Source organism: Leptolyngbya sp. UWPOB_LEPTO1, from assembly GCF_017302695.1.
GTDB lineage: Bacteria > Cyanobacteriota > Cyanobacteriia > Leptolyngbyales > Leptolyngbyaceae > Leptolyngbya > Leptolyngbya boryana.
On the sequence record NZ_JAFLCJ010000006.1, the window covers coordinates 227,409 to 252,897 of the forward strand.

Consider the following 25,489-nt stretch of genomic DNA (forward strand, 5'->3'; position numbering starts at 1 on the left):
ATCCCCGAAGCAATTTTTAGATTATGGGCTTGCATAAGTTTCCTGATTTCGCAAACTCGACGATCGCTCAATTCCCGCTATCCGATGTGCAACTCGCAGCGCTGAAGTAATGGCTCCCTCATGCAAACCATCTCCAAGATATGCGCCAGCATGATACGTATTGTTTTCTCCATTAGTGCGGATGACCTCATCTCTGTATCGAAAAGCGTCTACCGTATAGAACGGAGTATGGTGCTGTTGAATATGTAGCACCTTCGCAGGATCAATCAAACTCTCCAGATTAAACGCTAAGCTATACTGCACCGATGAGGAGATGCCGCAGAGTTGATTGAGATAAGCGTTATATCCCCATCCTCGGTCAGTTTGAAAGAAATCAAATTCTGAAAATTGCTTCACCCCATGCCGTTGATACATTGAACTATCTGTATGCATCAGGGTTTGAGCATAGCTCTCTTTCCAATTCGCAAACCGTTGAATTTCTTCTGGCGTTGGATCACCCAGTAATTTCAAGACTTGATCAGGCGGCGTTGCAAATACGACTCTATCAAAGACCTGTGTTGCTCGATCGCTGAATGCAATTCTGACACTATTGGGTGTTCTGAGAATCTCTGTAATCTTGCAATTGGTGAAGATCTCGCCCTGAAAACGCTCTAAGATCTTTTTGATATAAGAATAAACACCGCCTTTAATTCTGACCCAATCGACGAACACATAATCTCGTAATGCTGGAATTGCTAGCTCTGCGGGAAAGTTATCGATCGAGCTAAACGGCATCGAGTAGCTATACATGCTGAGCAACTTCAGCCAGTCCATTTGAATGCACGATCGCTGCCAAAATTCAGACATGGATTGCCCATGTAGTGATTGAGGTGTAGCACGGCGCGTCTTCCTCCACAATCCGATTGAGCGAGCATAAAGCAGAGTCAAGTTGAATGTCTCGATCGCGCGTCGCATTCCAGTAAAATTCTGCTGAATCACACCTCTTGATAGAAAGTGCCGCCCATTCTGAAAATACAACGCAGAACCTACCTGAACAGGCTCTAATTCTACTTCTAGCTCTTGCATCAATTGCAGAAAGTTCCGAAAAGCAACTGGAAATTCTAGTACACCGCCTTCTAGTACCTGATTACAGTCAGAGCAGCTAGGCTGAACGTTTTGATTCAGCGTGCGAATGTGTCCGCCTAAAATTGGCTGACGTTCAAAAACGCTTACTTGATGACCTTGTTGATCGAGCAAGTAGGCAGTGACTAACCCGCTTGCTCCGCCGCCTACGATCGCGATTTTCATAGTTGTATTTCCAGATGAATCGGACGTTTTGACCTACGAATTCTTAGCCTTTCGATAAAATCACATCGCCTGATAATCGTTGATACAAAAGTGCTCCCGTCCAAAAGGTCGGAGCAAATCCGGGATATCCAGATGAAGCATTACAGAAGTAGAAGTTCTTGAGCGAGGTTTCGTGATTGAGTCTGCCGAGCGTCATGTTTTTTGGGGTTAAACTTGAGCCGTAGGAGTTCCCCTGAGGACATCCACAAAACCGTTCATTTGTCGTTGGGCTTCCGGTTACTTTGAAGACGATATGCTCTCTAAAATTTGGAACATAGTACTGCTCAACCACATCTAAAATCGAGTCTAAGATCTCTTCTTTTTTCTGGTAGTACGCTTTACGATCGCTCTCCTTCAACTTCCGAAAGTACTGGTAGTTCGCAACCGTCAGAAATTCAACAATCTGACAGTCTTCCGGGCAATCTCGGTGTGTGTCGCTCATCAATGTGGGTGTTGTAATCGCAAAGCTAGGACGAGAAAAATCATTCTTCTCATACATCTCATAGAAAGCTTCGTTTAAGTCTGGATGCTCCGTGTGAAATGTATTCCATCTTCCAAAGCCATAGTCTCGCAAATCTAAATCTTTCACCACACAGTACGCCATGTAGTTTGAAGGCGAATAGTCATAGTTCAGTTTTTGCCGAATCGATCGCGAAAACTTCTCTTCTCCAATCATTTTGGCAGCTTTCTTCGGGTCGATGTTACACACGATCGTATTGCCTGTAAATTCATGCAGTTGATGCGTAACGCGATCGAAGGTTTGCACCCCAATAACTGCATTATCCTGAAGCATAAAATTGGTAACTTCCTGATTAAGCAAAACTTCGCCGCCATTTGCTTCGATGACTTTGACGAGGGAATTGATCACATGCTCAAAATGCTGCACAGGGTAGAATGCGCCATTTTGATACCCTGTAAACAGAATCACCCAGGCATAAAAGGATAATTGATCTGGTGGTAGTAAGAAGTCTTGCCACTGCAAAGCTAGTAAGGTTTGTGCTTCTTGCGGCAGCTTGAATTTATCAAACACATCCTGAAGTGTGCTATTGAGATAGAGCACTGTAGAGAATACTTCTCCAGAATGCTGTAACAATTCAACTGGATTGATCGGCGGCGATAATCGCTTTAAGCCTGCACTAGTCTTTTCTACTTCTAAAACAAACCGACGAATTTGATCGGTTGCTTCAGGGAAAAGGGCTGATAATCTACGAATCAGTTCTTGCGGGTCTGAAGGAATGTTTAGCTTGTAACCAGGCATCCGCATGTGGTCGAATCCATCGGGATCGTACCGATTAAAGGTGACATCCTGATCTAAGCCTAGTTTTTTTAAGACTCGATTGACGGTTTGCCCTTCTCCACAGTCCCAAACATAATGCAACTGGGCATTAAAACGATACTTCTTGGCTAAGGTAAACGTATGCCCAAACCCGCCTGGATACTCATGAGCTTCTAAAAGCTGCACTTTTTTGCCAGAGTTTGCCATTAAAGCTGCAAAGACCAATGCGGATAAACCACTGCCCACAATCAGATAATCCGTAGTCATGGGACATTTCCTGCAAGTGTGATTAACGAGTAAAAAAGCCTTGTTCGCTTGATATTGACGGATGCAATGAATTTACTCATCCATCTCTAGATAGGGGCACGATCGCGCTCTTATCTGCGATTACTGAGACAAGAAGCCAGCCAATAGCAGAGGAACGAGCAATAGAGCAGCAACAATCAGAAGCAATGTGCCAGGCTCAACAGTGAAAACCCACGGTTTTTTGGGATCAGACATTATTTACTCCTGCGTTAAGTAATCGTTGACAAATTGTTGACGGGTCATCGGTTGTCGCAAGATTAAACCTTCGCCGCCTAGCGGATTGTCTTCATTCAATGGTTTCCCTTCTACAGACAAGTACATTTTGGCTTGTGGATCAAGACTGGTCGCCGTATAAAGCACTTGTGCGACTCGATAGATCATCGAAGTACTGCCACCGCCTTGTGTAAATTCTTGCGAAAGGTTGAGGTGAATGCCTTCAGGTTTGATCTGCAAGCTTAACAATCGGGTTCCTTTGGGAATCGTACTGTCTAAGCGATCGAGCTTCGGATGCGTGAAGAGATAATTGAGTGCTTCAGTCAGGGTAGCAGTTTCAGTTCGTTGAGGAACGCGCGACATGGCAACTGGAACCATCTCAATCTGTTGTCCTCTAGCTTGTAGCCAATAAACTTGAGCAGGCGGCTCAAAGATCGGTTGGGTGACCGTTTCTTCCCCAGATGGAACCCGTTTCGGTGCAGTAGGCGCAGAGAAAATTGGAGTCTTTGAGGTTGGCTGAGCTTTTGCTGTCGAGTGTGGACCTGTACTCGGAACTGTGTTTGCAGATTGCTCGATCTGAGTCGAGGGTTGAGACTGTATCACCAAGCGAGGATGGTTCGTTTGCCAGATGATCCAAGCCGTGCCTCCGGTTAAAGCTAAAAGCAGCGATAATCCAGCAATGACATCAGGATGAGGGGAACGAGGGATCTGAAGTTTCATAAGACACTCCTGTCCGGAGAATCATGGTTCAGAGGCAGGAACTGCTCTCTTAGCTTTTACTCTAAATCAAAAAATTGAGGAACTTGTGAGGATGAAATTGTAACGGTTTGCGAAACTGTTTCATTGAATTTTTGTTACCAATTCTTTCTAGAAACTGTCAGCATCTTCAGACTGGCACACAATAGAAATGGCAACCTGGCTATCAAGAGGCGTTATGAGGATTCTAGTCATTGAAGATGACGAACTAACGGCTCAGGCATTGACTACGATTCTTACTGCCCACCACTATGCTGTAGAAGTCGCGAAAGATGGCAAATCCGGACTCGCACTCCTCGACAGTTTTGAATACGATCTATTAATTCTAGACGTTGGACTGCCGGACTTAAACGGGATCGAAGTTTGCCGACAAGTCCGCAGTGCAGCCCCGACCCCTGACAAACCCCACACTCCTCAACTTCCGATTCTGCTCCTCACGGCTTACCAAAGTCCTCACGATCGCGCACTTGGACTGGATGCAGGCGCGGATGATTATGTCGTAAAACCTTTTGATGAAGAAGAATTAGTCGCCAGAATCCGCGCACTGCTTCGTCGAGCGAGTTCGACAGGGACTCCGATGCTCGAATGGGGAGATTTAGAATTAAATCCTAGCTCTTGTGAGGTCAGTTACGGTTCTACACCGTTGATCTTAACGCCAAAAGAATACGGACTCTTAGAACTCTTCTTACGCAACAGTCGCAGAGTTTTTAGCTGTGGCAATATTCTCGAACATTTATGGGCTTATGATGCGCCGGGAGAAGAAGCCGTTAGAACGCATATCAAAGGCTTGCGTCAGAAACTCAAAGCAGTGGGCGCACCTGCGGATTTTATTGAAACGGTCTATGGGATTGGATATCGGCTCAAACCTTTAAGCAATGCTGCTCTACTGACATCGACGATTCCGACTTCGGTCGAGCAAGAAGTTCGATCGAAGCTCGGAGCAGTTTGGACAAGCTATAAAGAGCGGATCAATGAACAGATTGCAATTATCGAGCGCGTTGCTTGTGAGTCTGATTGGACACTACAGGCATCAGCGACTCGACAAGCCCATACCTTAGCTGGAGCTTTGGGCACGTTTGGGTTTACAGAAGGCTCACAGATTGCTCGAAACATCGAACAAATCTTGGCAGGATGCCCCTTAAAGCCAAGAGCATTGACCCAACTGCAAGAACTGCTTGCGACGCTCCGTCGAGTCATTGATGTTCCAGCTTCGAGTTCTGCTCCGATTTGTCCAGAAGTCACTCCGGCGATCGCGAATCTAGCAACTGTTCAGTTGCCCTCTATCCTGGTCATCTCGCAGGATCGTGATTTTCTGGATGCGCTAGAGAGTGAATTTTTGTTGTGGAACTATCAATGCACGATCGCGACGACTGCGAAAGCGGTAATCAAGATTTGCCAAAATGATGCTCCTAGCCTTGTTCTCCTCGATCTCGACTGTTTTGATTCGATCTCAACCAGCATGGCATTGCTGACTTCGTTGCAGCAATGCTGCTCGACGATTCCAACGATTGTCCTAACCTCGCACAATGAACTGACAGAACGCCTAGAAGTTTCCCGACATGGTGGACGATTACTTTTACAAAAAACAACTCCGATTCCACAAGTCCTAGAGGCAGTCTCTCAAGTCCTTCAACGCGCACTACCCACACCATCGAAGATTCTGGTTGTCGATGATGATATCGCTCTCCTTGATGCTTTGACAGTCCTGCTTAGTCCTTGGGGATTGAAGGTGTATACGCTCAATGATCCGCATCGCTTTTGGGAAACTTTAGAAGCGGTTTCGCCGGATGTGTTAGTGCTTGACTTAGAGTTTCCTGATTTTAAGGGGATTGAACTCTGTCAAGTCGTGCGGAACGATTTGCATTGGCATCACCTACCCGTTGTGATTCTGACTGCTCATTCAGAATCTGAAACGATTTCTCAAGTCTTTGCTGCGGGTGCGGATGATTTTGTTAGTAAACCGATCGTGGGTGCAGAACTGGTCGCCCGGATTCTCAATCGGTTAGAGCGGGTCAGACTCGTTCGACAAATTTTAGACACTGACCCGCTGACTGGCGTGATGAATCGGCAGAAATCGACCCAAGAACTAGAAGCATTTTTACGATCGTCGGATCGGTCTCACCAATCTGTTGCGATCGCGGTAATTGATGTCGATCATTTACGCAGTGTCAATGCCCAATATGGTCATGCCGCAGGCGATGCGGTCTTGCGGCAATTTGGGCATTTACTCCAGCAATCGTTCTGTAGCGAGGACATTGTTGCACGCTGGGGTGGAGAAGAGTTTGTGATTGGCATGTATGGCGTAACGCGCGAAGATGGTGTGCAACGCTTGATGCAAGTGCTAGAGCGATTGAATCAGCAAGCTTTAACGACCGAGAACGGAGAAATCGTACATGTGAGCTTTAGTGCTGGAGTTGCACAATATCCCGAAGATGGCAAAGACTTAAAAACTCTCTATCGCACAGCAGATTTAGCGCTGCGTCAAGCGAAACGCTTGCGAGAGGAAACCCATTCTCAGCATACGATTAGCTCAATTCTCCCAGCCGAATCGGATGTCGTTTTAAAGTCTTGAGCGATCGTGCTTCCTCACAAGTTCCTCACAGTGTTTTTTTATCCTGAACTTAGAGCGATCTTCCCTCGCTCTCATCGAAAGAACGCCAGGAGGAACAGATATGTCGCTGATTCATTGGCAACCGCTGAAAGATTTGGAAACTCTGCGTCATCAGATGAATCAGATGTTTGATACGTGGACGCATCATGACACGGGAGGTGCACCGGGACGTGGAATGACTTGGACACCTGCGATCGAGTTGAAACAAACCGAGACGGATATTGTTCTCAAAGCAGAAGTCCCAGGTGTGGATGCGAAAGATTTAGATGTTCAAGTGACCGAGAATGCTGTGTCGATCGCGGGTAGCCATCACGCTGAAGAACGAACCGAAACCGAAGGCATGGTTCATTGTGAGTTGCGTTATGGTCAGTTTCAGCGTTGGGTTCCACTACCAACACCTGTCCACTATGAGCAAGCTAAAGCAGACTTCAAGAATGGCATTCTTACTTTGACCTTGCCGAAACTTGAACCCACTCAGCAACCTGTGTTCAAAGTAAATCTAGAAGCCAAGCTGCGCAACACGGCAACTCAAAATCGTCTCGATGATGAACATCGTCAGCAGACCGTGCATCGCCGAGCGGAAGATGCGCTGGAAACGATGTCGGAAGGCGATTTGGATCAAGCTGTTCGAGAAACTGTGACTCAGGATCGACAACACGAAGAACATCGGCAGGACGCTGTTCATATGCGAGCAAAGAGCGAAGGCTAACTTGATTTTGAGGAGAAATGGTATGTCTACTACACACGATCGATCTCTATGGCAAACGGTGAAATCGATTCCGCATAACGTGATTCAGTTTATGTCAGGCGCGATCGTTCGGATCTTTGGCACGAGTGATGATGACTATCCTGCCACTGGGGTGCAACCGTTTGAAGGAGAACCAACCAAGGAGAAACATTTCTAACTTGGCTGTTTCTAACTTGACTATGGAAGGCTGGTGAGGAGTGACAAAAGCTGAGAGGTTTGATTACTATGATCAAGCCTCTCAAATTTTTGGTGATGAAGACGAATGCGGTTCGAGTTCTAGATAACTTAGGAATCTCTTACGAACTCAAAGAATACGAAGTTGATCCAGATGATTTGGCAGCAGAATCGGTTGCCAAAAAGATTGGGTTGCCTCCAGAACAAGTGTTCAAAACGTTAGTCGCGCGCGGGGATAGAAATGGCATTTGTCTTGCCGTCATTGGGGGCGATATGCAGCTTGACCTGAAGGCACTGGCAAAATTAACGGGCGATCGCAAAATTGAAACTGTCGCACTCAAAGAAGTTCAACCTCTCACAGGTTACATTCGCGGCGGAGTCACGGCACTCGCTTGTAAGAAGGATTACCCCGTTTATGTCGATGAATTGATTGAACTGTTTGACACGATTTCGATTTCGGCAGGAATGCGCGGATTGCAGATTTTATTAGCGCCGAGCGATTATCTTCGGGCGGTAAAGGGGACGTTGGGAGCAATTGCACAAGACAAACCGGCAACTTAATTCGAGAAAAAATGGTCTTTTTGACATAAGCTAAAGCTTGCTGATTGTTTAAAATTCTCACCTCCATGATTTCTAGTGAATTGTCGATCGCGCTACCCGTAACTGTTCAGCCTGATGTGTCGATCGTCGTGCCCATTTATAACGAGGTTGAGAGCATTCCGAGATTGCTAGACGCGATCGGGACAAGTGCGAGCAATGCAGGCTTGAGCTACGAAATTATCTGCGTGGATGACGGATCTAGAGATGGTTCGGATGCACTCTTAAAACAGCAGGCGCAACTGCGGAATGATTTGAAAGCGGTCATTCTGCGGCGAAATTATGGACAAACTCCGGCAATGGCAGCCGGATTTGGGCAGGCGCGGGGCAAGGTGATTATTACTTTGGATGGGGATTTACAGAACGATCCAAGTGATATTCCGAATCTTTTGCAAAAGCTTGATGAAGGATACGATTTGGTCAGTGGTTGGCGCAAAAATCGTCAGGATGCCTCTCTGACTCGCGTTTTGCCCTCGAAGATTGCAAACTGGCTGATTGGCAAGGTAACAGGCGTACAACTGCACGATTATGGCTGTTCCTTAAAAGCGTATCGATCTGAACTGGTTGCCGATATGAATCTCTATGGCGAATTGCATCGGTTCTTGCCTGCTCTCGCGTTTATTGAAGGTGCAAGAATTGCAGAAATCCCGGTGAAGCACCATGCACGGCAGTTTGGTCAAAGCAAGTATGGACTCGATCGAACATTTCGGGTTGTGATGGATTTGCTGACGGTTTCGTTTATGCGGAAGTTTTTGACCCGTCCAATGCATGTGTTTGGATTGTTTGGATTAGCTTCGTTGGTTGCGGGACTCTCGATCGGACTTTATTTAGCATTGATCAAAATTGGCTTTGGCGAAGATATTGGACAGCGCCCACTCTTGATTTTGGCAGTGGTGCTGTTTCTAGCAGGCTTGAATCTGTTTAGTTTTGGCTTACTCGCTGAAATTTCCATGCGAACCTATCACGAATCGCAAGGTCGCCCGATTTATCGGATTCGGGAGATTGTGGGACGCGAAGAGTAGATCCGTTAGGACTGCGATCGCCGTCTTAATACGTCTGCTAACTTTGTGAATGACTCCGGCAAAGGTGCGATCGCTTCAATCCACTCCTCGCGAGCTGGATGAATTAATTTCAGTTGCCAAGCGTGTAAAGCTTGTCCTGGAAGATTTACACCGATCGATCGTCCTGAACTATAAAGTGGATCTCCAACAATCGGATTTCCCATAAAAGCGCTATGAACTCGAATTTGATGGGTTCTTCCCGTTTCTAGCTCAAACTCTAACAGCGTATAGTTTCCCAATCGCTCTTTAATTTTCCAATGGGTAATCGCGCGTCTGCCGCCTTTTTCTTCGGGAACGATCGCTTGTTTTTGGCGATCGACAGGATGCCGCCCAATCGGTTGATCAACCGTTCCACTCTCTTGCTTGGGTGCGCCATAGACGATCGCGTAATAGTCCCGCCGCGCTGTTTTGGTTCGGAATTGCTCTTGCAGATGATGAAAAGCTAATTCTGTTTTGGCAACGACGATCGCGCCTGTTGTATCTTTGTCCAGTCGATGCACGATTCCTGGACGTTGAATCCCGTTGATGCCTGGCAAACTTTCACAATGAGCTAGTAAAGCATTCACCAATGTTCCTGAATCATGTCCAGCAGAAGGATGCACGACCATACCTGCTGCTTTGTTGACAATGATCAACGAATCGTCTTCGTAGAGAATGTCTAATGAGATCGCTTCTGGCTTGAGTTCAAGCGGTTGAGCTTCGGGCAGTTCAATCTGAATGAAATCTCCATCTTCGACCTCTGATTTTTTTGACTTGCACAGTTCACCATTGACTTGCACATGCCCTGATTCGATTAATTTTTGAATCCGCGATCGCGACAAATCAGGCAGTTGATCCGCCAGATATCGATCGATGCGAATATCACTTTCTTCGACGTAAAATTCAATCAACTTTAAGGTACTTTCACCAAACTATCTACGCTACATCTTACTGTGATTTATCTACTGAAATGACTTTCTCTAGCTCTAGAATCAGAACGGGTAAGCTGTTCACAACAGTATCCCAGACCACATTCAGATCAAGCTCATCGTATTCGTGGACAAGCCGATTTCTCATTCCATTGATCGCAATCCAGGGAATTGTCGTTAAAGCTTGTTGAGTTGCTTTAGAAATTCGGTTTGATGCTTCTCCAATAACCAACAGTCTACGAATCACGGCATCTTGAAATTGCAAATCAGTTGCCAATTCATTTTTTGTCCGTCCAGCAATGTAATTCATCACAATCTGGGCAGATTGCAACATATCAAGCAGAGATTGAAGGTCGCGATCCATAAATAATTTGAGCAGACGAGAGAATGGCATTTCGACGCAAGTAGTTGCGACTCGTTTCAATCCCGTGACGAGTGACTAAATCAACGTCTCGATGAAAAAGGGTTTTTAGCTCGTTCTCCATATAAGTTAAGTCAAATAGAGTCGGATGAGCATCTGGATGAAATTGCACCATTACGTCAATATCGCTATCTGAGCGAAAATCTTCCCGTAGAACGGAACCAAACAGAGCAAATTCAATCACTTGCCAGCGATCGCAAAACTCAGCAATTTTCTCCATTGGTAGCTCGATCGCAATCATGGCAGAGCATCTCCATTTCTCAAAGTATTTGGAAATTGTGGACGGCACTCAGACAAAATCTCATGTAAGTTCACAACGTTACCAATTACGGCGATCGCTGGCGCACCAAAATTTGCGGCTTCCATCTGTGCAGGCATCGTCGCTAAGGTTCCAATCAATTCCTCTTGCTCCGGTCGAGTGCCCCATCTGACCATCGCGATCGGCGTTTCTAAACTCAATCCACCTTGATTTAACTGTTCAATAATCGTCGGCAAATTGTGAACGCCCATGTAAATCACGATCGTTTCTGACCCTTGAGCGATCGCGCTCCAATTGACTGCCGGACGATATTTACCTGCTTCCTCGTGCCCGGTTACGAACGTCACCGATGAACTATACGATCGATGCGTCAGGGGAATTCCTGCATAAGCAGGAGCCGCAATTCCGGAAGTAACTCCAGGAACCATTTCGACAGGCACCCCTGCATCAATTAGATCCGTCATTTCTTCGCCACCACGCCCAAAAATAAACGGATCGCCCCCTTTCAAGCGCACCACGATCGCTGCTTCTTGAGCTTTATCGATCAATAACTGATTAATTTCAGACTGTGCCATCGAATGCCGTCCGCGACGTTTTCCAGCATCGATTTTCTCAGCGATCGGATTGATCATCGCTAAAATTGGCTCACTGACCAACGCATCGTAGACAACAACATCCGCGCACTCTAACAAAGTCTTACCTTTCAGCGTCATCAAACCGGGATCGCCAGGTCCCGCACCGACTAAATATACTTTACCGATACCAGCCGAATGTGTTGTATCTACCATGAGTGTGGCGAAGTTTGCGAAGGGGGAAAAACCGAGTATGGCTCAGTCTACTCAATTTAAGAGTCTACTCAATCTTAAGAAGTGATATCTACTACGTTTGAAACTGGATAATTGAAAAATTGTGAAATGATTATCTCAGAATACTAGCGGACTGCGTTGATCGCATTGCTAATTCTGGCGCAATCCATTCCACAATCAAATTGACGAGATCCTCGCAAAAGTCAAAGGCACTGAGTAAATGCAAAGACGAGTCTGGATATTTCTCAGCCAACGTTTGAACCGAAGCCGCGATCGCATCAGTTATCCCGCCTGAGAAGAGAAAGTAAGGCAAAATCACAATTTCCTGACATCCCTGCAATTCCGCCAAACGTGAATCTAATTTCGGCTCAACTGACCAATACGCAGAAACAGCATCGATCGCGGTTGCAAGTTCTTCAATGACAGCGTTTCCACCAGGGCGACGGCTTCCATGAGACAGCAGAATTCTTGCATCTGAAGGAATCTGACGAATTCGCTTGGCTAAAACTTTCTCCAATCCTGCATAACTGCCCAGATGAGGCATCACTTTGAGTTCGGCTGAAATGTTCGATCGCGCGATCGCAATCTGCTCTGGAATGTCTTCCATCACATGCACGCCAGGTAGCAAAAAGAGAGGCACAATCTGGATTTGAGAGAGGTCAGGATGCTGACGGCTAAACTCCTCGATTTGCTCATGTAAGGGAGTGGGAGCGCATTCTAAAACAGCCGCTCCTACTGGAGTAGAAAGTTGCTGTTCGATGCGATCGCGCAGTTGATCGATCGCGATCTGGGGGCGAATATCCCGACTTCCATGTGTAACGAGAAGATAGGCAGAACGCAAGACTTAAGCCTCTCAAGAATTGTGAAGTTACGTAACATAATAGCGTTTCTGCTTCTGCTCTAACCGAGGATCAGAAAGATTTTAATCAAAGGCGATGAGAAAGCGACTGCTGCTATTGATTTTGGGTTTCGCATTACTGCTGACTCAACGTGCAAGTGCTTATACCCCTGCACAGCCTTACTCACTGTGGTTTTACTTTGATCGTGCTCCTGAAGCGGTGCAATTTGTGGAATGCAAATCGACAAGTTCTCTGCTCTGTGATCAGCCCAAGTTATTAATTCAGTATGGGAACTGTACCGATGTCGTCTGTTTGAAAACGCAGCCCGTTTTGCGATCTCCATACAAATTTGAATGTGCAGAAACGGCTTGTCTCTATCAGGAACCACTTCAGAGTCAAGGTTCTAGAGATCCGATCTTTCAATTGATTGTTCAATTTTCCAATCAAGCTCGCTCCACTCCGCCTTTTACGGCTGATTTTCGTAGTCGGATTGCGGGATATCGCGATCGCCATTTCACGGTAATTCGTCAGAATCAATCGCTCCAAGTCGAACCTGACGAAGCAATGAAGCCAACCCGTTGGGAAGTGTTTGGCATCGCATTGACGATTACACAGTGCAGTGAATTCGCGATCGCGCTGCTCTGTTTGGGTGTTCTCAGATTTAATCGATCTCAAGTTGCAAGAGTGTTGCTCTGGATCGGATTTGTGAATCTACTAACCTTTCCAGTCGTGTGGTTTTTCTTTCCATCTTTGCAAGCGTTTCAGTATCGATCGACTCGCGTCTTTGGTGTATTCAGTTTATTCAATGCGATCGGGTTTAGCCTGGCACTGGTTCATCAAAAAACAATTACGACGAAAACAATCATTAGAACTGGAATCGTCTGGTTTTTCTGTTTACCGATCGTACTAATTGCTGCATTCTTGTTCGCGGTGCTGGTTGGTTATGCAGAATTTCTACCGACAGCTTTAGGCGTTCCCAGTCTGATCACACTGATGACTTCTCAAATCTGCGTGGCGATTTGGGAAGGATGGTTATTAGCGCGATCGCAAAGTGGTCTATCGAACTATCATTCTCACTGGTTAAGTTTGTTGATCAATCTATGTAGTTTTCTATCCGGCTTAGCATTACTTCCTACATTGCAGCAGGTTGGGTGAGCGAATTATTTCGGTACCACTTTTAAAATAATCGGCGCATCTGGTACATCCATCGTTACTCTTCTCGGAGCCGAAAATGTCGCTGTTGCACTCGACGATCGATTCGGTAAAAAGGTCGCTGCTGCTTTAGTTGGAGTCAACAAATTCACGGTCACTCGCTGAGTTTTGATCGCGTCTGTACTTTCGGTGTTCAGCCACATGACTAAGTAAAAGTCACCATTCCTCTTCTGCAACAAGGTATGCCGTAAGTCTTTTACATTGCCGCTGAAATAGTAAGATAAGCTTCCAGGAGCACTGCTGCCAGACTGATCATTCAAAATCCGAATCAGATTACGTACCGCATAAAAGGCAGGTTTCGGAGTGCCATCAGCGCGAATGATGCCAAAGTTATTCTCTTGATCTGGAGCCGGACGTTGATCCATGAGTTCATAGATAAACGTGCGTTTGATCCCACGATTGAAAAACTCCAAATACGTTCTTGGAATATACTTCGCGGATACTTGCTCGGTCACAGCTTTGTGCGTTGTGACGCGATCGTGAATGGCATTGTGGTATCCCGTCTCGGTGACAATAATCGGTCGATCGCCTGAAAATTGTTTTGTGAGCGGCAACCAACGCCAATCAAAATCTTGCCCCGGCACACGTCCCCCTGAATAACTGTGCATATTGCCCAGTTCACTATAAGCCGCGAGCGATCCAACTTTTTTCCCATTTTCTGGTTGTGCCATGGAGGGAGCCAGCACCGGAATATTTGCCGTGGCTCGATCGCTCTTAAGCGCGCGGAACATATCCGCTTGATAGTTACGCAATCCCTCTGGAAAAGACTTACCCTTGTAGCTCATCCTTTCCGCATTCACATCCCATTCGTTCGGTCCTTCTACCCCTGCCACATAAGGTAGTGCTTGCTTTACCTGATCAACGACATTCTGCGGTGTAATGTTGTCACGTGGATCCATCACTAACGTCGATCGAATCCCCTGTGCTCCTAAGCGGCGCATTTTGGCATACATTTTGGGATCATTCCCGCCGTCACGAATGTGTCGAATCCCTAACTCTCGCAGTCGCGGTTCGACCACATCTTCAAAGCGTCCATAGCTCGTATCGATGTAGCGCAAATGCGTTGCAATCCCTATCGAATCAATAAACGTATCCGCAGGTTTTGCACGTTCTCGAACCGTATTCGCGATCGCGACCGTCATTCCATAATCTGTGCTGAGCGGCTGACCTGTAAACACCTGAAGTGCGTATGTTCCTGCACTGAAAACCGCAGCGATTGATTCGATCATAGTTCTATCAGAGGGACTAATAATATCGCTTCGCTCATTGAGCAGTTTGAGATCTAGATTATTCAGTTAGGTTATCAAGCCTGACGTCAATTGCTGTCGATTGAGCCAGATTAAACTGAATGAAAATTTGAAGCATTGATTAGACTCGATGAATCATCAATGAGGATGAGATCATTTCGTTATCTGAAATGATCATTCATCCAAACGTAAATTCGATCATCCGTCTCCACTTTGAATCTTCTGTAGGATTCGTAACGCCGTTCACGAAGCTGAACACTGAGAAGACCTGCGAGACCCTACAGAACTTGAAGATTCGCGGTTTTATTGCGCAACTTTCTTAAAAAACTCCGAAAATGTAACGGATTGCAACGTATAATTAAACCCAATTGTCGATCACAGGTTAGGTGAACAGACTACATGCGAGTAGCGATCGCCGGAGGCGGCTTAGCAGGATTAGCCTGCGCGAAATATTTAGTCGATGCTGGACACACGCCAATCGTGCTGGAAAGCCGCGATGTACTAGGTGGATTAGTTGCAGCTTGGAAAGATGAAGATGGCGACTGGTACGAAACGGGGCTTCATGCCTTTTTCGGCGCTTATCCGAATATGCTGCAATTAATGGGTGAATTGAACATCCTCGATCGACTCCAGTGGAAAGAGCATGCTCTGATTTTTAATCAGCCTGAAAAGCCTGAAACCTATTCCTACTTCAGCGTTCCCGACATTCCCGCTCCCTTTAACGTCATTGCTTCGATTCTGAAAAACAATGACATGCTGACCTGGGAGCAGAAAATCCGCTTCGCGATCGGGCTGTGGCCGGGTGTACTCCGCGGTCAAAAGTACGTCGAAGACATGGATAAGTACAGTCTGCTGGAATGGCTACAGCGTCAAGGCATTGGCGAACGAGTCAGTTCTGATATCTTTATCGCTGCCTCAAAAGCACTGACGTTTATCAATCCTGACGAAGTTTCAGCGACGATTATCCTCACAGCACTCAATAAATTTTTACAAGAACGTTACGGCTCTAAGATTGCTTTCTTAGATGGTTCTCCCACAGAAAGATTGTGCCAACCGATCGTCGATCACATTGTTGCAGGCGGGGGCGAAGTTCACCTGAAAAAGCCGCTCAAGCAGGTCTTGTTGAATGAAGATCAGTCTGTGAAAGGCTTCTTGATTCGGGGACTAGATGGCGCACCCGATGAAGTTATTACCGCAGATAAGTACGTCTCTGCCATGTCTGTAGATGTGATGAAAGTTCTGATGCCAGAGCCTTGGAAAGCAATGCCATTTTTCCAAAAGCTCGAAGGCTTAGAAGGCGTTCCGGTGATCAACTTACATCTCTGGTTCGATCGCAAATTGACAGACATCGATCAGCTATTGTTCTCTCGCTCCGACTTACTGAGTGTCTATGCTGACATGAGCATTACCTGTAAGGCGTACGAAGACCCCGATCGCTCAATGCTGGAATTTGTCCTAGCTCCTGCAAAAGATTGGATCGACAAATCCGACGAAGCGATCATCGAAGCGACGATGAAAGAATTAGAGCGGTTATTCCCGCAACATTTAACTGGGGAAAATCCTGCTAAGTTAAGAAAATATAAAGTTGTGAAAACGCCGCGATCAGTCTACACGGCTTCTCCGGGTCGTCAGGCATACCGCCCATCGCAGGAAACGCCGATCGCAAACTTCTATCTTTCAGGAAGCTACACGATGCAGCAATATCTAGGAAGTATGGAAGGAGCCGTGCTTTCTGGTAAGCTGACAGCGCAGGCAATTACGAACGCGCCTGCTTCAACTGCCACTGAATCACCCCGATTAGTGACCAGTCAGTAGCAATTCGCACTTTGTCAACTTCCACCCTTTCCTCCGTCTTACGAATGCTGCAATTGCCCGAACAACCCTCTTCCTACCTGCGATCGCTAGCTTCTGTCGATGAGGCTTACGAACAGTGTCGCCAACTGATGGAACACTTCACGAAGTCTTTCTACTTAGCGACGCTGCTATTCCCGCTCGAAAAGCGGCGGGCAATCTGGGCAATTTATGTCTGGTGTCGCCGGACAGATGAACTTGTCGATGGCTTTAATGGCAAGCAAGCCACGAACGATACGCTTGATCAGTGGGAAGAGCGCTTAGAAAAAATCTTCGCGGGCTATCCCGAAGATGATTTCGATGTCGCACTGGTTGACACGGTGGAGCGCTTTCCGATCGAGATTCAACCGTTCCGCGACATGATTGCGGGGCAACGGATGGATCTCTATCGCAGCCGCTATGAGACGTTCGATGAGCTTTACTTGTACTGCTATCGGGTTGCAAGTACGGTTGGTTTGATGTCCACGGATGTGATGGGGCTAGCTGAGCCAGATACGACTGCGCCCTGGTATCGTCCTGAACCTAGCTATTCGCCGTTAGACGATGCGATCGCGCTCGGTGTCGCGAAACAGTTAACGAATATTTTGCGCGATGTGGGTGAAGATGCGCGTCGGGGTCGGATTTATCTACCGCTTGAGGATTTAGCGCGGTTTAATTACACCGAAGACGACTTGATGAAGGGTGTGAATGACGATCGCTGGAAAGCCCTAATGAAGTTTCAGATTGAGCGAGCGCGGCAGTTCTATGCAATGGCAGAGCGTGGCATTGGTTCATTAAATGAAGATGCCCGCTGGCCAGTTTGGTCAGCCTTGATGCTGTATAGCCAAATTTTGAACGCAATCGAGAACAATAATTATGACAATTTCAACCGTCGGGCTTATGTACCCGGGTTGAAAAAAATGTCGTTGTTACCGATTTCTTGGCTGAGAGCAAAAGTCCTTTAAGCTCTCGACAATCGATGTAGCCACATAAAGTTCGGACCTTCTGGCGAAGCACAGCGCTGAATCAGATTGTAAGAATACGAGAGATTGTCGCCCGGCAAATCATTGCGATAGCCGTCCTCAAACCACTCGCCAAACGGATCATTCACGCGCAAGCCGACGCGATCGTATCCGCGCACGACTAGAATATGCCCAAAGCTCGTAAAGTATCCATGCAGAATGCAGGGCTTGCCTTCGGAGATCGCTTTACGAATATCGAGCATTCGCCCTTGTAAAGTCAGGTCATCTTTTAATCCATAATCCTCTGCCATGATCGCCAAATCATGCGGATCATGGCGGCTTAAGCCTTTATTTTCCATGTAGCGATAGAGTTCATCCTCAAACTGCACCGCATTTGTTCGCTTCGGAATCTGGAAATACCGCATCACCATCGCAAAACTTGTGACATTGCAAGCTCCTTTCGGATTCTCAGCATTGTTGAGTTGCGTATGATAAGGGACATTTAAGAGCTTCGACGACGGTAGCGAAAAATTCGGCAGTCCAATGCTGGCTTTGCGCTCAAAGTTTTTCACCTGTCCGCGTTGATTAAAAATCTGAACATGCGGCTGAAAGACGTACCAGGTATTGCGCGGAGGTCTGCCCAAAAACTGATCAACGAGTGCAACCCGAACATGATTATTGCCCACGGGTTTGTAAGAGTGAACGGTAAACTCCTCACCAACTGGGACACTGATTTTATCTTGAGCCGATAGCTTAGAAGAATCCGCTGTGGACTGTTTGAAAGTTGTAGATTGCAGAACTTTGAGTTTCATAAGATTAAGCTTCCCTGACGCTAGCAGTTTACTCCGGATGAGCGATGTCAACTCAGGAATCAGACGTAAGCCGCGCCGTTTCGGATCACAACGTCTTAAAATGATCAGTCTGTATCATACTGACCGATTTTAGACTAGCGAGAAAGATCATGCCCGAAAATCTAAGAAGCCAAGCTATCACTCAGGGGGTTCAGCGATCGCCCAATCGTGCGATGCTGCGCGCTGTGGGATTCCAAGATGCCGATTTCACAAAGCCGATCGTCGGGGTTGCAAGTGCTCATAGTACGATTACGCCTTGCAACATGGGAATTGCACCGCTTGCCATTCAAGCAGAAGAAGGCATTCGGGCGGCAGGCGGTATGCCGCAGATGTTTGGCACGATTACGATTAGTGACGGGATCTCGATGGGTACGGAAGGGATGAAATATTCTCTCGTCTCGCGAGATGTGATTGCCGATTCGATCGAGACTGCTTGCACCGGACAAAGTATGGACGGCGTAATCGCGATCGGCGGGTGTGATAAAAACATGCCGGGAGCCATGATTGCGATGGCACGAATGAATATTCCAGCGATTTTTGTCTATGGCGGCACAATTAAGCCGGGTCATTTAGACGGACAAGATTTGACTGTCGTTAGTTCGTTTGAAGCGGTTGGACAGTACAGTGCTGGCAGAATTAACGAAGCCATGCTGTATGCAGTGGAGCGAAGTGCTTGTCCGGGTGCGGGTTCGTGCGGTGGAATGTATACCGCAAATACGATGTCCTCGGCATTTGAAGCGATGGGCATGAGCTTGATGTATTCGTCTACGATGTCGGCGGTGGATCCTGAAAAAGCAGAAAATACCGCACTGGCTGGAAAGGTCTTAGTTGAAGCGATTCGCAATCAAATCCTGCCGCGAGACATTATTACGCGCAAGTCGATCGAGAATGCGATTTCAGTGATCATGGCAGTGGGTGGTTCGACGAATGCTGTGTTGCACTTTTTAGCGATCGCGCATTCAGCAGGTGTGCCCTGGACGATCGATGATTTTGAAACGATTCGCGAACGGGTTCCGGTGCTCTGTGATCTCAAACCTTCGGGTCGTTATGTGGCAACAGACTTGCATCGGGCGGGTGGAATTCCGCAGGTGATGAAAATGCTGTTAGCTCATGGCTTGCTGCATGGAGATTGTTTGACAATTACTGGAGAAACGATCGCAGAACGGCTGAAAGACATTCCCGAAGAGCCGCGTGCGGATCAAGATGTGATTCGTCCTTGGGATCGACCGATGTATGCGACTGGACACTTAGCGATTCTCAAAGGCAATTTAGCGACAGAAGGATCGGTTGCGAAAATCACAGGCGTGAAGAATCCGAAGATTACAGGCCCCGCTCGTGTGTTTGAGTCTGAGGAAGAATGTCTAGACGCGATTTTGGCAAACAAGATCAATCCAGGCGATGTTCTCGTCATTCGCTACGAAGGTCCGAAGGGTGGCCCTGGAATGCGCGAAATGCTCGCACCGACTTCGGCAATTATTGGCGCAGGCTTAGGCGATTCAGTTGGCTTGATCACCGACGGACGCTTTTCGGGTGGAACCTACGGCATGGTTGTCGGACACGTTGCACCGGAGGCGTTTGTCGGCGGTACGATCGCACTGGTTCAAGAAGGCGACGAAATCACGATCGATGCTCCCGCTCGTTTACTTCAGTTGAATGTCACTGAAGAAGAGTTAGAAAAACGCCGCGCTGCCTGGAAACCCCCTGCACCGAGATATACCAAAGGCGTGCTAGCAAAGTATGCCAAATTGGTCTCGTCGAGCAGTTTGGGGGCAGTGACGGATTTGGGATTGGGTTGATTTGAGTAGAGAGATAGAGAGAAAACTAGAATGATGCCTTAGAGGGTGTTTGAAAAGCATCAACAATTTCCTCGCTCCGTTCTAGCTCGCCCTGGAATAGAATTCCGGGCTAACAGTGCGAAGTCCTTTTCAAAGGACTGAAGACCTGATTTTGATTGGCTGTTAGTCCCTTCAGTGGACTTCGTTCAACTAGCCTTGGACTTCCAGTCCAGGGGCGGGTGAATGCGATGAACGATACTTTTCAAACATCCTCTTACTCTCCACTCTCCATCTCAAAATTTCAAATTTTTTCCCAACAATCTTCTCCCCAATCTGCCCTAGCATGGAGAAAACCATTGGAATCAGACTATGGTGCGACTTCGGATTTGGCAGTGGATCGTTTTGGCACTCCCGATCGCAGTTGTGATCGGGTTTCTGCTGATTTCAGCAGGACTTCAAATCCATGAATGGGGAATCAACTGGATTTGGGCGATCGTGGCAGTAATCTTCGTCGGGTGGCGCTGGCTGCTGGTGAAATGGACACAGCCTGCACTCAGTCAAGTTGAAGCGATCGTTGCTGAACTCTCAGAAGAGACGATCGAACTCAGCGACTCTCCTGCAACCAATGCGACTCGACAAGCCGAAACCGAAGTTCAGAAAATCTTAGCTGAAGCACAATTCGATCCGCCCATCTGGCAAGACTGGAACATCTTTTGGCAACGCTGTCAGAGTTTGATTCGCGCGATCGCAAATATTTACTATCCAGATGCTCAAAAGCCGCTGCTGAATATCTATGTTCCACAAGCGTACTCACTGTTGCGTGGAACTGTGGATGACTTAGATCAATGGATGCAAAGACTTGCACCTGTCTTGAATCAAGTCACCGTGGGACAAGCTGTTCAAGCTTATGAGATCTATCAAAAACTAGAGCCTTCTGCGCGGAAAGTGCTGCGAGTGTGGAACTGGGCGCAATGGTTTCTCAATCCTGCGGTCGCAGTTGCTCGAACTGCAACACAGAGTAGTAGTAGCAAAGCAACTCAAGAACTCCTAGGCAATCTGAGCCAAATGTTGCGAGAAGCAGTTTTGCGAAATCTCGCAAGACAAGCGATCTCACTCTATAGCGGCAAGGCTGCACCTGTTCTACCTGCGATTGAAACACCTGCAAAATTCCAAACCTTAAAAGAAGTCATTGCTCAAGCAACACCCGTCGAAACAGTCGCACAAAAGCCTGTTAGCTTATTGCTTGTCGGTCGAACCGGAGCCGGAAAAAGTAGTTTGATCAATACCTTGTTTGTGCAAGCACAGGCAAAAGTCGATGCACTGCCTTCGACGGATCAAATCCAAGATTATCGTTGGGAAACAGAGAGTGGAGAGACTTTAACGATCTGGGATACACCGGGCTATGAGCAGGTTGAACGCTCTGATTTTCGGCAGCAAGTCCTCGATTATGCTGCAAAAACAGACTTAGTTTTACTCGTTTCGCCTGCACTCGATCCAGCATTGCAAATGGATTTGGACTTCTTGAATGCACTGAAGGCACAAGAACTGCCAACTTTGGCGATCGTCACGCAAGTCGATCGCTTACGTCCGATTCGAGAATGGACTCCACCGTACAACTGGCAATTCGGCGATCGCCCCAAAGAAGTCTCGATTCGAGAAGCGGTTGCCTATCGTCAAGACGTGTTTGGCGAAGTTGCTTCATTCGTCTTGCCACTCGTCACAGCGGGTGAACATCGAGAAGCTTGGGGCGTGGATGACTTATCGATCGCGATTCTGAACAGCCTTGATCCAGCCAAACAAGCGCGGCTCGCCCGATTTCTCAAAAACATTGATGCCCGCACTGCAACTGCCGCGAAGATTATCGATCGCTATACCTTTCAAATGGCGACAACTCAAGGCTTAACCGCATTTCTAAAAAGCCCGGTTCTGAGATTTCTCTCCACGATCGCGACAGGTTCACCCACATTAGCCCTATTACTCGCAGAACAAATCCCGATCGAGCAATTACCGATCGTCGTGGGTAAATTGCAAATGGCATATGACCTCTACCAATTGCTGCAACCCTCAGCCCCGCTTGATTTTAAAGCCTTGTGGTCGATCCTGAGCGATAGCTCATCAACCCCCGATCGAGTTGCCTGGGCATTTGGACATGCGTTAACCGAATATTGGACACAAAACTTATCGATCGAAAATCTGGAAATCCGCTACCGCCACTACTTAGACGCAAAACCACTGTGAAATTTAGACAAATCTTCTGTGAAGGATTGCAAAACCCTACTGACTGTGTAATATTTATCACGTTATTAGGGATAAACAGCAATCCTCCGAGCAGTCTATGACAGCCCCCACCGTCTTTGCCTTGACGTTTGCATCTGCGGTATTACCCACACCATCGGTATCCGTTCCTCCGACTTCGCTCCCGCCAGAAAAGTTCCCGATCTCAATTACTGAACCCAGAATCGCATCTTCTCCGTTGAGTTCGACGGTTTCAGTTCGACCTGAAGTGGAGATCCAGCCTGAGTTTTCTTCAGAGGTTGCCCCGCTAGTGTCTGCACCTCGATCAGGTGGACAACTTTACCTGCAACGCTTATCTGCTTTGAAAATCGGCAAACTCTACACCCGATTGCCCAGCGACAGTTTCCGAGAAATTTGGCAAAATTCCTCTGTTCAGCCGACGTATGAACAGTGGCGAAAATTACTTGCTCTAGAAGCGAAGGCGGTATCAAGACGCAATGGCGATCGTCAACTCTCGATTCTCCTGGGTGATTCCTTAAGTTTATGGTTTCCGGGCGATCGCTTACCGCAGTCTCAAATCTGGCTGAATCAAGGCATTTCTGGTGATACGACTTGGAATATCTTGGCGCGCTTACCGGATATTGCGAACACCCGCCCCGATCAAATTTACGTAATGGCAGGGGTAAATGATTTGAAAATGGGGGCAAGCGATGCTGAAATTATTTGGAATATGCAGCGAATTCTCAAGCAGCTTCGCGCAATGCATCCTCGCACCAAGGTGATTGTCGAATCAATCTTACCGACTCGCACCCCCAGAATTCCCAGCGATCGCATTATCCATATCAATCAGCAATTGCAAGAACTTGCACGCCAAGAAGGAGCAACCTATCTCGATTTATTTGCACAATTTGCCGATCACGATGGTCAGATCCTATCGGAATATACGACCGATGGAATTCATCTCACAGCTCAAGGCTATGCGACTTGGCAGACTGTGTTCCAGGATTCTGATACAAGGGTCGCGGCGGCTCCGGTTCTGGCAAATTGATCTGAGATTTGAGCGGGGAATGTAGTCGTCGATCGCATGAATTTTGCGGAGTGGGGAGATGGGGAGAAAGAAACCGATTTTCCTACCCCCCTATCAGATTGATTGTGATGAACTCGTCGATATGCAGCATTCAAATCACCGATAGCCCAAATCCCTGTGCGATGCTATCAGCGATTAACACAATGCCGAGTAAAATCAGCACAACTTGAAACAGAACCGGAAACCAGCGGCTTACAAATTCTTGAATGAGCGAGATCGCTTGAGTAGAACGATTCTGAGCGATGACATAGACGACCACGAGCAGAATCAACGGCAAAACAAAGATGACATCGTAAAACAGTAAGAGCAATGCTAACTCTGTCAAAGATGGATTCGTGCGAGTCATTTGTTCGATCGCAGCGAGATAAGGCAGTGCCGTTGGCGCTTCAGTGAAGGCGAGCATGAATCCAAAAAGAAACATATCGCTCGGTTTCAATGACTTTGGGCGTTTCACTGCTGTTTTCGATATCAATTTCTGAAAATTCCAGCCAAGATATAAAAGTGCAATTCCTAAAAGAAATTGCAAAATGAATAGAACCGCACCCAATTGATTGAATACTTTTGCAATTAATTGCATCATGCCGAATGCAATCAGCATTCCTGCAATCCAAGCCGCTAAGATTTCACCCAAAATAAATGCGATCGATCTCGGAACAGGCTTTGGTGTGGTCAATAGATACACCTGCGCTGCAACTGCATTCGGATTAATACTATCCAAGAGCGCGATCGCGCTAATTGTCCAAAGTAATTCACTCATGCGTCAGTTCGGATTTGAGAAAATCAACAAACTGGCGAGCCGTTCTTCCCGATCGCCCATTGTGTCGCGTCGCCCACTGTAACGCCCGAAACTCTAAATCATCTACTGAAATGCCCGCCTGCTCTGCAAGGTGATGCACAATTTTCAAATAAGTCGGTTGATCCGCAGGTTCAAACGTTAACGTTAACCCAAAGCGATCGCTAAACGATAATTTCTCTTGCACAGTATCCCAGTTGTGAATCTCATCGGCATCTCTAGGTCTAGGGCGATCGTCAAAAAATTCTCGAATCAAATGCCGTCGATTCGACGTTGCATAGACCACAACATTCTGAGGGCGAGCCGTTAAATTGCCTTCTAGAACCACTTTTAATGCCTTATACGCATCGTCATCTTCTTCAAACGACAAATCATCGACAAAGATGACAAACTTCTGAGGCAGATTGCGTAATCCTTCAACGATCGCAGGCAAATCTCTCAATTCTGACTTTGCCACTTCAATCAATCGCAGATTCTCATATTTACCCAGTAGTGATTTGACCAGCGACGATTTCCCTGAACCGCGACTGCCATACAGCAAAATATGCAGTGCAGGTAATCCAGCCAGCAAAAATTCAGTATTCCGCAACAGTTGATCGCGCTGAGACTCATACCCGACTAAGGCATCGATTCGCACCGGATCAGGAGTCGCGATCGCGTTTAATTTCCCATTCTGCCAACGGAATGCAGAGTACTCGGCAAACCTTCCAGTTCCAAACTTGCGATAGAACGAGAGTAACTCAATAAACTCACCTGCCCAATCTTCAGAAACTTCTAAGCGTTTCTGAATTCGTTCAAACTCCTGATACCGAGAACGACTATCGACCTGAATCAAATGATCTCGCCAAGGAACGAGATCCAATAACTCAGCAAATTGAGCACACCCAAGTTGATAAACCTCTTGCAGAATTCGGGCATCACGCCGAACCGCATGGATCAATTCATCGGGAATAAAACTTTCATGCGCTTGCTGAGTAAACGCATTCTCTGAAAGCAAAATTCGATTTAGCAAGTAATCTTTCCAGCCTTGCCGGAGTTTTGCTAACGCTGAAAACCAATCTGCGTAAGCCCGAATTGCAATTTCAGGGCGATCGAGATTCTCTAGTACAGTGAGAAAAGCACCGGAGATCGCATCTTCAAAGACATCGCGATACACCAATAGCGATCGACATTTCTGAACCAATCCTTTCATCACT

Annotated in this window: 23 protein-coding genes; 11 read left to right on the top strand and 12 right to left on the bottom strand. The window is 47.0% G+C overall.

Annotated features, from left to right (window positions below):
- Positions 1 to 21: 21 nt before the first annotated feature.
- The 3 genes from J0L70_RS12195 to J0L70_RS12205 form a co-directional block, all read right to left on the bottom strand.
- The gene (locus J0L70_RS12195) at positions 22 to 1,287 is read right to left on the bottom strand and encodes an FAD-dependent oxidoreductase (RefSeq protein WP_287454752.1); all 1,266 of its coding nucleotides are present in this window, start codon (positions 1,285 to 1,287) and stop codon (positions 22 to 24) included.
- Positions 1,288 to 1,330: 43 nt separating this feature from the next.
- Entirely contained in the window at positions 1,331 to 2,869 is a 1,539-nt protein-coding gene (locus J0L70_RS12200) for a phytoene desaturase family protein (protein WP_287454754.1), read from the bottom strand.
- 237 nt (positions 2,870 to 3,106) lie between these two features.
- On the bottom strand, positions 3,107 to 3,841 hold the full coding sequence (locus J0L70_RS12205; RefSeq protein WP_287454756.1) for a GerMN domain-containing protein: 735 nt from the start codon (positions 3,839 to 3,841) through the stop codon (positions 3,107 to 3,109).
- A 214-nt stretch (positions 3,842 to 4,055) separates the two neighbouring features.
- Between J0L70_RS12205 and J0L70_RS12210 the strand changes: the two genes are divergently transcribed.
- The 5 genes from J0L70_RS12210 (at position 4,056) to J0L70_RS12230 (ending at position 9,029) form a co-directional block, all read left to right on the top strand.
- On the top strand, positions 4,056 to 6,449 hold the full coding sequence (locus J0L70_RS12210; RefSeq protein WP_287454757.1) for a response regulator: 2,394 nt from the start codon (positions 4,056 to 4,058) through the stop codon (positions 6,447 to 6,449).
- A 100-nt stretch (positions 6,450 to 6,549) separates the two neighbouring features.
- A complete protein-coding gene (locus J0L70_RS12215; RefSeq protein ID WP_287454758.1) occupies positions 6,550 to 7,197 on the top strand; it encodes an Hsp20/alpha crystallin family protein in 648 nt (215 codons plus the stop codon).
- A 22-nt stretch (positions 7,198 to 7,219) separates the two neighbouring features.
- Positions 7,220 to 7,393 carry a hypothetical protein gene (locus J0L70_RS12220; RefSeq protein ID WP_017285856.1) on the top strand — a complete coding sequence of 58 codons (174 nt, stop codon included), beginning with the start codon at positions 7,220 to 7,222 and terminating at the stop codon, positions 7,391 to 7,393.
- A gap of 68 nt (positions 7,394 to 7,461) precedes the next feature.
- Positions 7,462 to 7,971, top strand: coding sequence for a Cys-tRNA(Pro) deacylase (gene ybaK, locus J0L70_RS12225; protein WP_017285855.1), 510 nt, complete (start codon positions 7,462 to 7,464; stop codon positions 7,969 to 7,971).
- A 65-nt stretch (positions 7,972 to 8,036) separates the two neighbouring features.
- The gene (locus J0L70_RS12230; protein ID WP_268182516.1) at positions 8,037 to 9,029 is read left to right on the top strand and encodes a glycosyltransferase family 2 protein; all 993 of its coding nucleotides are present in this window, start codon (positions 8,037 to 8,039) and stop codon (positions 9,027 to 9,029) included.
- A gap of 5 nt (positions 9,030 to 9,034) precedes the next feature.
- Here J0L70_RS12230 and J0L70_RS12235 read toward each other — a convergent pair whose 3' ends face one another.
- From J0L70_RS12235 to J0L70_RS12255, 5 genes are all read right to left on the bottom strand, one after another.
- On the bottom strand, positions 9,035 to 9,958 hold the full coding sequence (locus tag J0L70_RS12235; RefSeq protein ID WP_287454761.1) for an RluA family pseudouridine synthase: 924 nt from the start codon (positions 9,956 to 9,958) through the stop codon (positions 9,035 to 9,037).
- A 37-nt stretch (positions 9,959 to 9,995) separates the two neighbouring features.
- A complete protein-coding gene (locus J0L70_RS12240) occupies positions 9,996 to 10,340 on the bottom strand; it encodes a HepT-like ribonuclease domain-containing protein (RefSeq protein ID WP_017285852.1) in 345 nt (114 codons plus the stop codon).
- Positions 10,312 to 10,638 (bottom strand): nucleotidyltransferase family protein, encoded by a 327-nt coding sequence (locus J0L70_RS12245; RefSeq protein WP_017285851.1) that lies wholly within the window; start codon positions 10,636 to 10,638, stop codon positions 10,312 to 10,314. Before J0L70_RS12245 ends, J0L70_RS12240 begins: the two co-directional genes overlap by 29 nt.
- A complete protein-coding gene (gene cobA, locus J0L70_RS12250) occupies positions 10,635 to 11,444 on the bottom strand; it encodes a uroporphyrinogen-III C-methyltransferase (protein WP_017285850.1) in 810 nt (269 codons plus the stop codon). Before cobA ends, J0L70_RS12245 begins: the two co-directional genes overlap by 4 nt.
- Before the next feature lie 130 nt (positions 11,445 to 11,574).
- Positions 11,575 to 12,303, bottom strand: a complete 729-nt coding sequence (locus J0L70_RS12255; RefSeq protein ID WP_287454763.1) for a sirohydrochlorin chelatase — start codon at positions 12,301 to 12,303, stop codon at positions 11,575 to 11,577.
- Between the two features lie 94 nt (positions 12,304 to 12,397).
- On the opposite strand from J0L70_RS12255, the gene J0L70_RS12260 reads away from it, so the two are divergent.
- Positions 12,398 to 13,456 carry a hypothetical protein gene (locus J0L70_RS12260; RefSeq protein WP_287454765.1) on the top strand — a complete coding sequence of 353 codons (1,059 nt, stop codon included), beginning with the start codon at positions 12,398 to 12,400 and terminating at the stop codon, positions 13,454 to 13,456.
- Positions 13,457 to 13,461: 5 nt separating this feature from the next.
- Here the strand turns inward: J0L70_RS12260 and J0L70_RS12265 are convergent, their stop codons facing one another.
- Positions 13,462 to 14,742 carry a hypothetical protein gene (locus tag J0L70_RS12265; RefSeq protein WP_268182507.1) on the bottom strand — a complete coding sequence of 427 codons (1,281 nt, stop codon included), beginning with the start codon at positions 14,740 to 14,742 and terminating at the stop codon, positions 13,462 to 13,464.
- A gap of 417 nt (positions 14,743 to 15,159) precedes the next feature.
- On the opposite strand from J0L70_RS12265, the gene pds reads away from it, so the two are divergent.
- Positions 15,160 to 16,575 (top strand): 15-cis-phytoene desaturase, encoded by a 1,416-nt coding sequence (gene pds / locus J0L70_RS12270; RefSeq protein WP_017285846.1) that lies wholly within the window; start codon positions 15,160 to 15,162, stop codon positions 16,573 to 16,575.
- A gap of 11 nt (positions 16,576 to 16,586) precedes the next feature.
- Complete coding sequence (locus J0L70_RS12275; RefSeq protein WP_316425900.1) at positions 16,587 to 17,555, top strand: phytoene synthase; 969 nt, start codon at positions 16,587 to 16,589, stop codon at positions 17,553 to 17,555.
- Here the strand turns inward: J0L70_RS12275 and J0L70_RS12280 are convergent.
- The gene (locus J0L70_RS12280) at positions 17,552 to 18,364 is read right to left on the bottom strand and encodes a C39 family peptidase (RefSeq protein WP_017285844.1); all 813 of its coding nucleotides are present in this window, start codon (positions 18,362 to 18,364) and stop codon (positions 17,552 to 17,554) included. The genes J0L70_RS12275 and J0L70_RS12280 overlap by 4 nt on opposite strands.
- Before the next feature lie 149 nt (positions 18,365 to 18,513).
- Between J0L70_RS12280 and ilvD the strand changes: the two genes are divergently transcribed.
- The 3 genes from ilvD to J0L70_RS12295 all read left to right on the top strand — a co-directional run bounded on the left by ilvD (position 18,514) and on the right by J0L70_RS12295 (position 23,461).
- On the top strand, positions 18,514 to 20,199 hold the full coding sequence (ilvD, locus tag J0L70_RS12285) for a dihydroxy-acid dehydratase (protein ID WP_287454767.1): 1,686 nt from the start codon (positions 18,514 to 18,516) through the stop codon (positions 20,197 to 20,199).
- Between the two features lie 348 nt (positions 20,200 to 20,547).
- A complete protein-coding gene (locus tag J0L70_RS12290; RefSeq protein ID WP_287454769.1) occupies positions 20,548 to 22,416 on the top strand; it encodes a GTPase family protein in 1,869 nt (622 codons plus the stop codon).
- 97 nt (positions 22,417 to 22,513) lie between these two features.
- On the top strand, positions 22,514 to 23,461 hold the full coding sequence (locus J0L70_RS12295; protein ID WP_287454770.1) for a GDSL-type esterase/lipase family protein: 948 nt from the start codon (positions 22,514 to 22,516) through the stop codon (positions 23,459 to 23,461).
- A gap of 130 nt (positions 23,462 to 23,591) precedes the next feature.
- Here J0L70_RS12295 and J0L70_RS12300 read toward each other — a convergent pair whose 3' ends face one another.
- Positions 23,592 to 24,257 (bottom strand): GAP family protein, encoded by a 666-nt coding sequence (locus tag J0L70_RS12300; RefSeq protein WP_287454771.1) that lies wholly within the window; start codon positions 24,255 to 24,257, stop codon positions 23,592 to 23,594.
- Positions 24,250 to 25,485 (bottom strand): ATP-binding protein, encoded by a 1,236-nt coding sequence (locus J0L70_RS12305; protein WP_287454772.1) that lies wholly within the window; start codon positions 25,483 to 25,485, stop codon positions 24,250 to 24,252. The genes J0L70_RS12300 and J0L70_RS12305 overlap by 8 nt, the downstream gene beginning before the upstream one ends.
- Between the last annotated feature and the right edge of the window lie 4 nt (positions 25,486 to 25,489).

Excerpts from the sequence above, each read along its gene's own strand:
- J0L70_RS12220 (WP_017285856.1), top strand. The coding sequence starts at position 7,220 with ATGTCTACTACACACGATCGATCTCTATGGCAAACGGTGAAATCGATT.
- J0L70_RS12305 (WP_287454772.1), bottom strand. The coding sequence starts at position 25,485 with ATGAAAGGATTGGTTCAGAAATGTCGATCGCTATTGGTGTATCGCGAT.
- ybaK (WP_017285855.1), top strand. The coding sequence starts at position 7,462 with ATGATCAAGCCTCTCAAATTTTTGGTGATGAAGACGAATGCGGTTCGA.
- J0L70_RS12210 (WP_287454757.1), top strand. The coding sequence starts at position 4,056 with ATGAGGATTCTAGTCATTGAAGATGACGAACTAACGGCTCAGGCATTG.
- ilvD (WP_287454767.1), top strand. The coding sequence starts at position 18,514 with ATGCCCGAAAATCTAAGAAGCCAAGCTATCACTCAGGGGGTTCAGCGA.
- J0L70_RS12200 (WP_287454754.1), bottom strand. The coding sequence starts at position 2,869 with ATGACTACGGATTATCTGATTGTGGGCAGTGGTTTATCCGCATTGGTC.
- pds (WP_017285846.1), top strand. The coding sequence starts at position 15,160 with ATGCGAGTAGCGATCGCCGGAGGCGGCTTAGCAGGATTAGCCTGCGCG.
- J0L70_RS12290 (WP_287454769.1), top strand. The coding sequence starts at position 20,548 with ATGGTGCGACTTCGGATTTGGCAGTGGATCGTTTTGGCACTCCCGATC.
- J0L70_RS12280 (WP_017285844.1), bottom strand. The coding sequence starts at position 18,364 with ATGAAACTCAAAGTTCTGCAATCTACAACTTTCAAACAGTCCACAGCG.
- J0L70_RS12230 (WP_268182516.1), top strand. The coding sequence starts at position 8,037 with ATGATTTCTAGTGAATTGTCGATCGCGCTACCCGTAACTGTTCAGCCT.
- J0L70_RS12205 (WP_287454756.1), bottom strand. The coding sequence starts at position 3,841 with ATGAAACTTCAGATCCCTCGTTCCCCTCATCCTGATGTCATTGCTGGA.
- J0L70_RS12245 (WP_017285851.1), bottom strand. The coding sequence starts at position 10,638 with ATGATTGCGATCGAGCTACCAATGGAGAAAATTGCTGAGTTTTGCGAT.
- J0L70_RS12260 (WP_287454765.1), top strand. The coding sequence starts at position 12,398 with ATGAGAAAGCGACTGCTGCTATTGATTTTGGGTTTCGCATTACTGCTG.
- J0L70_RS12265 (WP_268182507.1), bottom strand. The coding sequence starts at position 14,742 with ATGATCGAATCAATCGCTGCGGTTTTCAGTGCAGGAACATACGCACTT.
- J0L70_RS12240 (WP_017285852.1), bottom strand. The coding sequence starts at position 10,340 with ATGGATCGCGACCTTCAATCTCTGCTTGATATGTTGCAATCTGCCCAG.
- J0L70_RS12215 (WP_287454758.1), top strand. The coding sequence starts at position 6,550 with ATGTCGCTGATTCATTGGCAACCGCTGAAAGATTTGGAAACTCTGCGT.
- cobA (WP_017285850.1), bottom strand. The coding sequence starts at position 11,444 with ATGGTAGATACAACACATTCGGCTGGTATCGGTAAAGTATATTTAGTC.
- J0L70_RS12195 (WP_287454752.1), bottom strand. The coding sequence starts at position 1,287 with ATGAAAATCGCGATCGTAGGCGGCGGAGCAAGCGGGTTAGTCACTGCC.
- J0L70_RS12300 (WP_287454771.1), bottom strand. The coding sequence starts at position 24,257 with ATGAGTGAATTACTTTGGACAATTAGCGCGATCGCGCTCTTGGATAGT.
- J0L70_RS12295 (WP_287454770.1), top strand. The coding sequence starts at position 22,514 with ATGACAGCCCCCACCGTCTTTGCCTTGACGTTTGCATCTGCGGTATTA.